We start from the raw sequence: 10,273 nt of genomic DNA on the forward strand, positions 1-10,273 counted from the left end.
CCCCCGCAACGACGCGGGGGTTCTTGTATTCTACGCAATCAAGTCCTGGTAGCGAAGTCTCTTGCCCTGCATATTCTGCACCATGTGGCGCATTTGGTCTATCGTGTTCGACGGTCGGTCATTGTGGCGGCCTGCAAACTCGGTCACGTAGCGGTCTAGGTGCTTCACGCTCATGTGGTGGTATGTTCCCACGTAACCGCGCTTGAGCATTGACCAGAACGACTCAATCCCATTGGTGTGAATTTGCTCACGCACGTACTCTTTTGCGGAATGCCGGACAGTCTCGTGCTCTACATTGCCCAGTCCCCGATAGCCGCCGTGATCGTCGGTAATGACTTTTGAGCCAGCTTTCACCTTCTCATTGACGAAACCCTCTAGCGTTTCGTTGTCCGTGCCATGAATTGAGCTTGCCGCGATTTTGTTGGATTCCCGCTCTTTGGCACCAATCACCGGCGTTTTGCCTACCGGACCGCGCCCCGCGTTCAGCTTCTTGGATGCGTGCTTGTTGCGTTCCTTGCCGCCTACGTACGTTTCGTCAATCTCTGTGGTTCCGGTGAACGGCTCAATCTCGCTGTCCCACGCCCTGCGGATTCTGTGGGCCATGTGCCAAGCGGTCTTTTGCGTCACGTTGATATCGCGGTGTAGCTTCATGCTGGACGTGCCCTTGACGCTGGTAGTCATGAGGTACATGGCGAGCGCCCACTTGCGATAGCCAATTTTGCTGGACTGCATCACCGTGACGGTCTTGACTGAGAAGAACTTGCGGCAATCGGAGCAATGGTAAGGCATGGTAGGATGATTGCCCTTAGCTGCCACGCGCTCGCCTTCGCAGTAGGCGCAGCGCAGTCCGTCCGGCCATCGCTCGCTGACAAACCACTGTTCGGCGGTTTCATCACTGGGGAACATCTCGTACAGATCGAGTAGGGAGATACCCTTGCGGTAGTGTTTGCCAGGTGCTTTCTTCGCCATCGTTATCCTCATTCGCTGCTCAATTCCTACTCTCTAATTATAGCAGCAGAGTAAACAGAGGTCAGGGGATTTCTGGCGATTTTCGTTTACTTTCGCCAGCAAAATGTCAATTAAAGTATGCGACATTGCGCTGGTTTTGGTATCCTTAACGTGGCGAAACCGTCCCCTTGCGCGGCTAGAAAGCTCCTGGTAGAGAGTTCCGCGCTCGGAGACGGGATCGCAATAGACAAAGGGCCGTGTAGCCAAGATGGTCAAGGCGCCCGACTGCTACTCGGGAAACGCGGGTTCGACACCCGCCACGGCCTCCGCACAATTTAAGTATTGTAATCCTGTGCCGCACAAGTCAATAGAATAACAAATACGATTGCGGCGCTTGCAGGATTACCCATGACAAACTTTTCACAGGGAGGACGAAGAATGTTGACCAAGCGATCGCTTGACAGAGCATTGCGCTCTATCGAGAAAAACCTAGAAGCGCAGATTTGCAAGAACGAAGAAGACTTACGAATCGTGCGCGGCATGATACGCATCAATGAAGAGCGCGAGGATGCTGTCAAAAAGGCATCCTCGTTTGCCGACGAGGTTTCAGATGTCGTGCACACGATCTTGGAGCAAGAAAGCCCTTTGCATCGTAGCGAGATTCTGAAGCGAGTTGAGTCTTATGGTTTGCACGTTGGTGGGTCCAAGCCCGCAAACAACTTGGGAACCTACCTTAGCCGGGATACCCGCTTTGTGAATGTAGGCAAGGGTATGTGGGCACTGGAGGAGTCTAAGCCTACCGCAAACCCTGAGAGTAATGGCCATGAGGAGGTAGACCTTGCAGCTATTGGTCTAGTGTCCTAGACCATGTCAAGCACAAGAAGCCCCCACAGCGTTGTGGGGGCTTCTCTATTGGCAAGCCGTTTACTTTGGTATATAATTCCCAATCTAAGATGCTGAGCCTTCTGCGCGACATGTGGCATTGGCCCTAGATTCCGCGAACCCTGTTCGACGCTCCGCTCGGAATGACATGTACGGTCTACACTGCCATTTGGGGAGAGGATTCTGTCAACGAATTAGTCAACGCTTACAAGAATGACTTACCGAGGAGCCACCGTACGCGTTTGGGCGAACGTTGTAAATTTCTCTCCCGACAGTCAAATTCCAATTCTGCTAATGCCGCGTTTAGGATAGACGAAAGGAGGGTCACCCAGTGGGTGACCCTCCTTCTCTGTCGAACTGATCCACGTGCTCGTAGCAACGAGCGTTTGGATGCCGGTCCCTGTCCTACTCGACTTTGAGGTCCTCGTTGATGGTCTTCTCTGCGAAAGGCAGGAATTCCTCGATCGAAGCCTCGCGTGCGCGCACGCTGTTATAGACCGGCTGCAGCACGTCGCGGATATCGTAGAAGTTGGAGTACTTCAACATACCGTGACCGGACTGCGGCGTGTGCGTTGCCTCCAGGAAGTACGTGGTGCCGTCCACCTTGCCGTCGTACTTGGCTTCCCAGTGTGTCTTGGCCTTGTCGAAGAGGTGCAGCATAGGCGTTACCACGTGGCCGGTCACCTCGAGATAGGTGAGGCCGTTCTCGCCAGCCAAGAACCACTTCATCACTTCCCACGTCTGGTCGATGTGATCGGTGTTGCCCGCGAAGGCCGCGTGCGTGTAGTGGCGGCCGGAATGGTTCGGCGGCTCGCCCGTGTACGCCAACGCGCCAATGCCCCAGTCGAATGCAGCTTCTTTGGCTTCCGGCGGTACCACGAACATCACGGAGATACCAAAAGCGCCGGTGGTGAAGAACGGGTGACCGCTCCTGCCGCCAACGATCGCGGTATGCTCATCGGCAGTCGGCATCACACGGAACTTGTCCACAATGTCGATCCAGAAGTTGATGCCCTGGACGTAGTGATCATTGTTCATGGTCGCCTTGTTGTTCTCGGCGTCCCAGGCCAGGCCGCCGAAGAAGGTGCCGTCACCGATGCCAAAGGTGTTGAAACCGGTGTAACCGCGGCGCATACCGAACTGCTCGGTACCCTTGGTGAGCTTCTCCATAGCGTCGATGTACGCTTCCATCGTCCAGCTCGGGTCGTCCGGATCGGACGGCGGATACGGCACGCCTGCCTCATCAAAGATGTTCTTGTTGTAGGCCCACGTGTCCACGGACATGCTGGCGGGGAAACCCCACGTCACGCCCTGGTTTGAGACGAAGTCCACGCCTTCGGCGATGAACGCCTCATAGGGATCGATGCCATCGCGCGCCATCAGCGGGGACAGCGGAGCGATCAGATCACCATCCACGAACTGCAGCCAGGTGCCCCAGGTATTCTCAAAGAGATCCACGGGCGTGCCGGCGGCGAAGAGAATCGGGATGTTCTGGCGCACGCCGGTGCCGCCGCCATCCACGATCTTGATGTCCAGGTTGATGCCGGGGTTGGCTTCCTGGAACCCGCCATACAGCGCCTGCTCGGCCTCGTTGCGGGCCGGACGCGTATAGGTGAGGTAGAGGATATTGACCTCTTCGGGAGGCGCTGGCGCCGCCTCGGCCTGCTTCTCTTCCATCTCTTCCTTGGGCGCTTCGTCTTCCATCATGGTCGTCGTCGCGCCACCGCACGCAGCGGCGAGCACAGCACCGGCCCCGACGGCAAAGCCACCAAGCATCTTGCGGCGGGTGATGCCACTAATCAAGGTGCTAGTGTTCATTAACATCTCCTTCTTTCTGCACTAGTACTAGAACACGTCACCAAATTAAGATTGTGCACCATTGCACAAAAGGGTGTCAAATCCGGTCTTGGCGGACAGCCATGTAATGTCGTATTCCAGGTCCTGTCAACCGAAAACGCTCACTTGGGCGCGACAAGCCGGACTTCCCTTGGCTCTCTGAAGAAGAGGAGAACAACTCCAGAGACCAGGACGGCAAGTCCGGTCGCAAGGAAAACCGGGGTGGCGCTCGTGAGTTCGATGAGGGCCTGCAGCAATGGCGCGGAACCGGCCATAACTAGCATCTTGATCATTGTAAGGTTGGCTAGTACCCGTCCGCGCAAGAAGTCGGGGGTCTCCGCTTGCACAACACTGTGCAAGGGCAGCATGCCGGCGGTGAACACGCCGAATAAGGCGGCAATGACGAGGGCCGGCCATTGCAGCCCCACGGTGGCGAGCAGTCCGGACACGACACCCATGGCCGCCAAAGCTAGCAAACTCATCCTGCCGTCACCGAGCCGACGTGCCAACCACGCCACCGCGGGCAAAGTTATAAGGATCCAGACGTCCCAGACACTTCGGACTCACTCCGCTAAAGCAACCTCCGGCGGGGTGATGTAGTCGTGATAGCGTTGCGCGACCTGGGCGGTAGCGGTGTCACCGGCGTGGACGTAGATGCGGTACTTGAAGCGCAGCAGACCGCCCTCGGGCAGCACGTGGCTGCCGTCTATGCCAGGGTTGGCGTAGAAGTCGTGCAGGCCAAACGGATTGGCGGTAAAGAGCCCGTAGTTGCGCGCGTGCCAGTACGTCGGATGCCGGAAGCTGGTGGGATGGTCATAGACGGCAAACCCCAGGGTCTCGCCCTTTACCGGCCCCGTATAGTCGAGCCACTGCGCCCGCTTGCCCCAGCACTCCGCTTCGCCGATGCCGCCAACGGCGTTCTCCATGCGGCCGTCGTCTGAAGCATCCATGCTGGTAGCGACCCGCAGCGAGATGATGCCACCCTCTTTCGTATCGCCAAAGTGCGCCGGGCCCGCCGTGGCGCGGAACGTGATGTCCACGTCAATCAAACGGGCGCCAGAGGCCAGGGGGTAGAACGTAAAGCGCCGCTCGTCTTCCACCACCTTTTGGTCGTCCGACCCTGTCCAGTCGTTGCGCGAGCGGATTGCGCCCAATACCGGGCCGCTCACGTGCTCGCCGCTATCGCCATAGGCAGGCAAGAATGTCACGTGCCGCTGGTAGCCGTGGCCCTCTACTTCGCTCCACACGTCGGCGCCGCTCACCTCGCCGTGGGAGACGTAGATTGACTTGTGGTGCGGATGATCGTGCTTTTCTCCCGGGACGTCGGGAATCATGGGGTAGTTGCGGGTCATGCCCTCGCCGGTGGGACCAATAACCGGATAGAGATAGGGCTTCACCACCGGCGGCGCATAGCGATAGGAGGTGAAGAGCGCGCCGTTCATGTGCACGTCCACACCGTGCTCGCCCTCCGCCACCGCCACGCCGCCCGGCGCTGTGCCTTCCTGCACGGTGTACGAACGTGATGTGCCCGCGGCCTGGGACGGCAATACCCAGACGAGGTGAGCGCCGGAGCAGCCCGGCACGACTTGCGCGGGCAATTCGGCGCCGGTCTCTTCGTCGCTCACAATGTAGCTTGCCGTGGGGTCCAGCCCGTCAGCGGCCGCCCAAACCGGGCACTCGTTCCGATCATGATTGCCGGCGTGAACCGTGAAATGCTTGCTTGCCATGCGTATTCCTTATCTGTGTGAACGCTATCCGTGCTCAATTTGAAGTGATTATACACTGTGCGGCGCACTGTCTACGGCAGGCGCCCCGTACGAGACTTCGCCGTGGCCCACCCTATCCCCGGAATCGGCAATTACATCTAGGTTACGTTCTGCCTGCTCGGACAACCCAGCCACTCAAAGAGACCGCTGTCTGCCCACACCCGGTGGCGCGAGAATTTCTCATTTTCGCTGGGGAGACCTCCATATAACCCACTGTAACCCGATAGAACCGGATAGGCGTGTGTGATGAAGGAATGTGTGAGGAGGGATGGTGTCTGCGGCGGGCTCTACTGCGCGGGCTCAATAGAATCGTCGCCGACGTGCAAAACGTGGGCGCCATCCACGACGTCCTGCGAAAATTGCTGGAGGTCGGAGGTGGTGGCGAAGGCTTGGACGTTGGGGGCGAGTGAAGCGAGGACGTGCCGGCGGCGTTGGGCATCGAGTTCGGAGAGGAAGTCATCGAGCAGAATCACCGGCCACTCACCGGATTCCGCGTGCAGCAGAGCTATTTCCGTAAGCTTGAGGGTGAGCGCCGCGAGCCGTTGTTCGCCGCGGGAACCGTAGGCCGCCAGGGGATGGTCGCCGCGCAGGAACGTGAGGTCGTCGCGATGGGGTCCGACCACCGTTACTGCTTGGGCCTGTTCGCGGGGCGCCTGCTCGGTCAGGGCGGCGGCAAAGGCCGTCTGAATCTCAGTGAGCCACGCCTGAGGCAGTGCGCTGGTACGGAGTTCGTCGCAATGCGGGGGCCCTGACGGCAGCGGCACCGTGGATTCGTAGCGCAATTGCAGGCTCGCGGTGCGCGGGTCGCCTTCAGCCTTCTCTGGGTCTCGCTCTACTGCACGCGTCTGTACGTCCGGGCCTTGCAAAGACTGCCCGGCGCCGGCGCATTCTGCTCCAGAGCCTGAGGGCCTCCGTTCGCCGCCAAAACCCGTCAGCGACGTGAAATAGGCCGTCAAGGGTTCCGCCACATGGGCCGTGTAGACCGTACGCAATGCCATGAGCGTTGCCCCCAAGGCGGTAAGCTCTTGAGTCCAGGCTTCCAGTTGCCGCCGGTCGCGGGTTGCTCCCTCCCGCAGCGCGCGCAGCAAGGCGTTGCGCTCTGCCATGACGTGCTCATAGCCTTGCAGTGTGCGGAGATAGCTCGGATCGATGCGGCTGAGCAAGTAGTCGAGATACCGGCGGCGGATGCTCGGCGCGCCGTCCACCAGGCCGATGTCGTGGGGCGTAAACAGCACCACGTGCAGGTGTTGCAGCAGGCTGGAGGCGCGGCGAGGCGCGCCGCCGATGCGGATGCGCTTGCTAAAGCCGGCCGCTTGGTCCTGTTCGGCAGCCCAGATGACTTCCAGCGTGGTCGTGAGATCGCCGGCGGCCACGTCGCCGGCGACGCGCGTGTAGGGACGCTCCGGATCGGGCGCAAAGCTGCGCAATTCAGTATCGGAGCGGGCGCGGTAAGAGCGGCCGGTTGCCAGGCAGTGAATGGCCTCGAGGATATTCGACTTCCCCGCGCCGTTCGGACCGGAAAAAATTGTAAGTCCCGGGGCGAGGGGAAGTTCGACGGCACGATAGTTGCGGAAGTTCGTAAGGGAGAGCGCGGTGAGATACACGGTGCGTCCTTTGGCCCACTAGCAGACGTGCAGGCCGGTCAAATCAGGTGAAACGGCGAGCCCGGGCCGCGCGGCAGCGCAGCGAACTGGTGGGATCCCGCTTTGTGAACTACTCGGCATGTCCTTGTAGCAGCGATGCGGCGGTCCAGGCAATTGTTTCACGTGAAACATACTGCCGGGCCGGCGCGGTGGAATTGGCATGCGCACTAGACAGGCACGCTGGGTTTGCCGGAGTCTCGCTTGGCTGCTGTGTGCCGTGCGGCGGGATGTCTCACGTGAAACAAACAGCCAAGGTCACGGCAAGCGTCCGTTGTCCGGCTACCCTTCACGCCACGGCGGCACGTCCCACGTGTTCACCCACTCCCACTGCCATTCCACACGCTTCTCCGGCAGCGTGACCGCATACTCGATGCCCGCCGTAAACGGCAGCACCCGCGTCTGCGCGCCAACCTTCTCATGATAGTACTCGATGAATGCCCCCACGTCGCTGGCGTTTGGCGGCCAATGCCCTTCCGGCACGGGATCCGACTTGCGGTCGGTGCGATAGTGCACCGGGATCAGGGCGTGGGGCCGTATGTAGTCCACAAAGTCCTCGAGTTCAGTCGTTTGGTTGTCCGAGGTTGTCGGCGTCAGGCCGAGTTTCATGTGAATGGCAAAGTCCACCCGCCCGCGCAAGGCCTGCATGGCGGGATAGGCCGCCCACGCGTCACCAATGTGCAGGAACGAGACGTCTAAAGCCTTGTGCGTGACGAGAAAACCGAGGTTCGGCAGGTCAGGCCGCTGGTTTTCCCCGCTTTCGATAGTCTCCACGTGCAGCGGGCCGAGGTCCAGCTCGTCCGGTCCGGGAAACTCCCGTTCGTGCACCGTGCCCGCCCAGGGCCTGCCCCGCTGCAGTTCGTTCTGGTGCTTGGGATACATCACCTGTATCTTGTCGGCCGCCACGTGCTTGGTGATGGGAAGGTCGCGGGAAAACGCCGCGTCGCCGTACTTTTCGTCAATCGGCTCGTCCGGCCACAAGGCGCCCGGCGGCACGAACAACCGCTTGAACCGCTCGCCCTGGCAGAGCTTGCGCAGCGTCTTGGGATGGCAATGGTCGAAGTGCTCGTGGCTGATGAAGATGTAGTCGTAAATCGGCTGGGCGTTGTCCAGGTTCTGCCCAAAGAGATACGGATCGAAGGCGATATTCACGTCGCCAAAGCGCACGTCAAACGCCCCACACCCCCACCACCGCAGCCAGATACGTTCCATGGAATTTCCTCTGCCTCTCTGTGCTCACGCCGTTGCGGGTCCATTGCCAATTGGCGAGACGCGGACTGGCGTCAATTGCAGGGATTAGATTGGACATTCAACAAACCGCAAAGCGTGCCTGAGCTTTTCGCGCGGAGATCGATCGGCGCCCTTAGCATAGCATATTGATTGGAGCGCTTTGGCACCGGTCTCAAGCTACATCGCTTGTGACCGGCGAGGCGAATGTGAGCACGCAGGATGTAATTGGGAGCGACTGACTGGATGTCAGAACAACTCTCCGAGCGCATCATGGGGAGCGACCGCACGAATGGGAGAGCGTGCGTAGTCTTTCACGTTCCGCGTGACAATGTGTCTGGCCCCGCAGGCGCGGGCGGCAGCCACCTGCATGGCATCCTCGAAATCGGTCATGGGGAGCGCGGCGGCGTAGCGGATGCTTGCCGTGTCGGTCGCGGCCACCGCCACGAAGCGCGTAAGCTCGACGATGAAGTCGCGCGTGCTCACGTCTCCCAGCGTTGGAGCCACCAGGTAATAGAGGTTCGAGAGAGAGTGCCATGCGACATAGGCCGCCTCAGCGCCATGCTCGATCCGGTCGAGAAGTTCTGCTGCCGGGTCGGCGTGAGGGCGCCTGTCCAGGGCGACGTCTATGAGCACGTCTGTGTCGAGAAGTATCACCGGAGGTATTTTTCGGCCAGCGCAGTGTAGCGCGGGTCGTCATCACGCTCCGCCGCCTGAAACTTGCCGCGCCATCGCTCGGAGAATGACGGCGATTCCTCACCTGCCATTGCCCTGAGAGACTGCTCGACCAGCGACGAAAGGGACACACCGCGCGAACGGGCATAGCGCTTGGCCGCCGGCAAGAGGTCGGCGTCCACTGTAATGGTAAGTTTCCGTTTCATACTGTCGTCGCGTCTTTCTAGTACGTATACGTATGATTAACTATAGTATACGTGTCTCAGGAGCGGATTTCAAGAAAGCCAAGCCCGGTCACCATATGTGTCAAAGTCGCTGACGGCGAATCTCGGTCTGCGAGCGCCATTGCGGGCAAGTGGAGTCTAGGAATCTTGCTGGAATTGATACCTGCGCTCTGCCGGGTTCTCTCGTTACTGCTGCGGACTTGCCATTGGTCGCCCCTCGTTCTCCGTCTCGCTACGACCATGTCTTCTGATGATCTCTCCGCAGCTCTGCCGAGAGATCGTAGGCGAGCCGCTCTGGCGTCCACTACCCCTCACCCCAGCCCTCTCCCCTGTACAGACTGGGCTGATAGGTAACAGGTGTTCGGGTAGATAGGTTACACATTTTGTTCTCTGAGATCTATGGATTTTATGCGTTGTATTGAGAAGTATACATTCCAAACGCCGTCGGTTGGGGTGGGTCTAAGTGCGACCTGTTTGTGTGTGAAGGCCCTGCCCACACAGAGCCGTCTGCCCTGGAAGGAGATGCGACCGGAGACATCGACGCTGCGCACGTGGTCGTCAGGAGCGTAGTCGAGGGCAGGCAAGGTCTCAGGGAAAGGGCGCGGGCTCGGCGTGTATCTGCTGACGGGAGTGTCGAGATCGAGGGCATGGTGCGGGCGTTCCAAGTTGTAGAAGCTGCGCCAGGTGTCGAAGGCGCGCTGGCAGTGCTCCAGGTCGGCGAAGGTGGTTCCTGCCAGCAGTTCGCTTTTGAGCGAGCGGTGGAAGCGTTCGAGTTTCCCCAGGGTCTGGGGATGGTAAGGACGGCTGTGGCGCACGGAGATGCCCAGCTGCATGAGCCAGACGGTAAGGGGGGTGAAGGGCTGTCCGCTGTCGTTGCCCCAGGGGGAGCCGTTATCCATGAGCATGGCCTGGGGCAGGCCGTAGCGGCGAAAGGCAGTGGTGAGGCGGTCTTGGACCGTCTCTCCCCGCTCGTTGGCACAGGCTTGCAAGGCGAGGTTGAAGCGGGCATGATCGTCCAGGAGAGTGAGGGGATGACAGCGGTTCTGCTGCATGACGAAATGTCCCTTGAAGTCCA

General features: G+C 59.8%; 10 protein-coding genes and 1 tRNA gene. 2 read left to right on the plus strand and 9 right to left on the minus strand.

The features are described from left to right. Positions 1 to 30: 30 nt before the first annotated feature. On the minus strand, positions 31 to 969 hold the full coding sequence (locus OXE05_03215) for an IS1595 family transposase (protein MCY4436326.1): 939 nt from the start codon (positions 967 to 969) through the stop codon (positions 31 to 33). Positions 970 to 1,201: 232 nt separating this feature from the next. Here OXE05_03215 and OXE05_03220 point away from each other — a divergent pair. Together OXE05_03220 and OXE05_03225 are read left to right on the plus strand one after the other, a co-directional pair. Continuing rightward, positions 1,202 to 1,274: transfer RNA gene (locus OXE05_03220), tRNA-Ser, on the plus strand. 112 nt (positions 1,275 to 1,386) lie between these two features. Then, a complete protein-coding gene (locus tag OXE05_03225) occupies positions 1,387 to 1,812 on the plus strand; it encodes an HTH domain-containing protein (GenBank protein MCY4436327.1) in 426 nt (141 codons plus the stop codon). 423 nt (positions 1,813 to 2,235) lie between these two features. Here the strand turns inward: OXE05_03225 and OXE05_03230 are convergent, their stop codons facing one another. The 8 genes from OXE05_03230 to OXE05_03265 form a co-directional block, all read right to left on the minus strand. Further along, positions 2,236 to 3,648, minus strand: a complete 1,413-nt coding sequence (locus tag OXE05_03230; GenBank protein ID MCY4436328.1) for an extracellular solute-binding protein — start codon at positions 3,646 to 3,648, stop codon at positions 2,236 to 2,238. A gap of 140 nt (positions 3,649 to 3,788) precedes the next feature. Next, positions 3,789 to 4,148 carry a hypothetical protein gene (locus OXE05_03235; protein MCY4436329.1) on the minus strand — a complete coding sequence of 120 codons (360 nt, stop codon included), beginning with the start codon at positions 4,146 to 4,148 and terminating at the stop codon, positions 3,789 to 3,791. An 81-nt stretch (positions 4,149 to 4,229) separates the two neighbouring features. Next, positions 4,230 to 5,393, minus strand: coding sequence for a PmoA family protein (locus OXE05_03240; protein MCY4436330.1), 1,164 nt, complete (start codon positions 5,391 to 5,393; stop codon positions 4,230 to 4,232). 326 nt (positions 5,394 to 5,719) lie between these two features. After that, positions 5,720 to 7,036 carry a DNA replication/repair protein RecF gene (locus OXE05_03245; GenBank protein ID MCY4436331.1) on the minus strand — a complete coding sequence of 439 codons (1,317 nt, stop codon included), beginning with the start codon at positions 7,034 to 7,036 and terminating at the stop codon, positions 5,720 to 5,722. Positions 7,037 to 7,354: 318 nt separating this feature from the next. Further along, entirely contained in the window at positions 7,355 to 8,284 is a 930-nt protein-coding gene (locus tag OXE05_03250; GenBank protein ID MCY4436332.1) for an MBL fold metallo-hydrolase, read from the minus strand. Positions 8,285 to 8,548: 264 nt separating this feature from the next. Further along, positions 8,549 to 8,956 carry a PIN domain-containing protein gene (locus OXE05_03255; GenBank protein MCY4436333.1) on the minus strand — a complete coding sequence of 136 codons (408 nt, stop codon included), beginning with the start codon at positions 8,954 to 8,956 and terminating at the stop codon, positions 8,549 to 8,551. Beyond that, positions 8,953 to 9,180 (minus strand): DUF6364 family protein, encoded by a 228-nt coding sequence (locus OXE05_03260; protein MCY4436334.1) that lies wholly within the window; start codon positions 9,178 to 9,180, stop codon positions 8,953 to 8,955. The genes OXE05_03255 and OXE05_03260 overlap by 4 nt, the downstream gene beginning before the upstream one ends. A 392-nt stretch (positions 9,181 to 9,572) precedes the next feature. Then, positions 9,573 to 10,273, minus strand: a 701-nt coding sequence (locus OXE05_03265; protein MCY4436335.1) for an integrase core domain-containing protein, incomplete at its 5' end; no start/stop codon positions are given.

It is taken from the genome of Chloroflexota bacterium (assembly GCA_026710945.1).
Taxonomy (GTDB): domain Bacteria; phylum Chloroflexota; class UBA11872; order VXOZ01; family VXOZ01; genus VXOZ01.

Bases quoted from the DNA above. Each gene is read 5' to 3' on its own strand.
- OXE05_03230 (MCY4436328.1), bottom strand. From the start codon at position 3,648: ATGAACACTAGCACCTTGATTAGTGGCATCACCCGCCGCAAGATGCTT.
- OXE05_03225 (MCY4436327.1), top strand. From the start codon at position 1,387: ATGTTGACCAAGCGATCGCTTGACAGAGCATTGCGCTCTATCGAGAAA.
- OXE05_03250 (MCY4436332.1), bottom strand. From the start codon at position 8,284: ATGGAACGTATCTGGCTGCGGTGGTGGGGGTGTGGGGCGTTTGACGTG.
- OXE05_03260 (MCY4436334.1), bottom strand. From the start codon at position 9,180: ATGAAACGGAAACTTACCATTACAGTGGACGCCGACCTCTTGCCGGCG.
- OXE05_03235 (MCY4436329.1), bottom strand. From the start codon at position 4,148: ATGAGTTTGCTAGCTTTGGCGGCCATGGGTGTCGTGTCCGGACTGCTC.
- OXE05_03240 (MCY4436330.1), bottom strand. From the start codon at position 5,393: ATGGCAAGCAAGCATTTCACGGTTCACGCCGGCAATCATGATCGGAAC.
- OXE05_03215 (MCY4436326.1), bottom strand. From the start codon at position 969: ATGGCGAAGAAAGCACCTGGCAAACACTACCGCAAGGGTATCTCCCTA.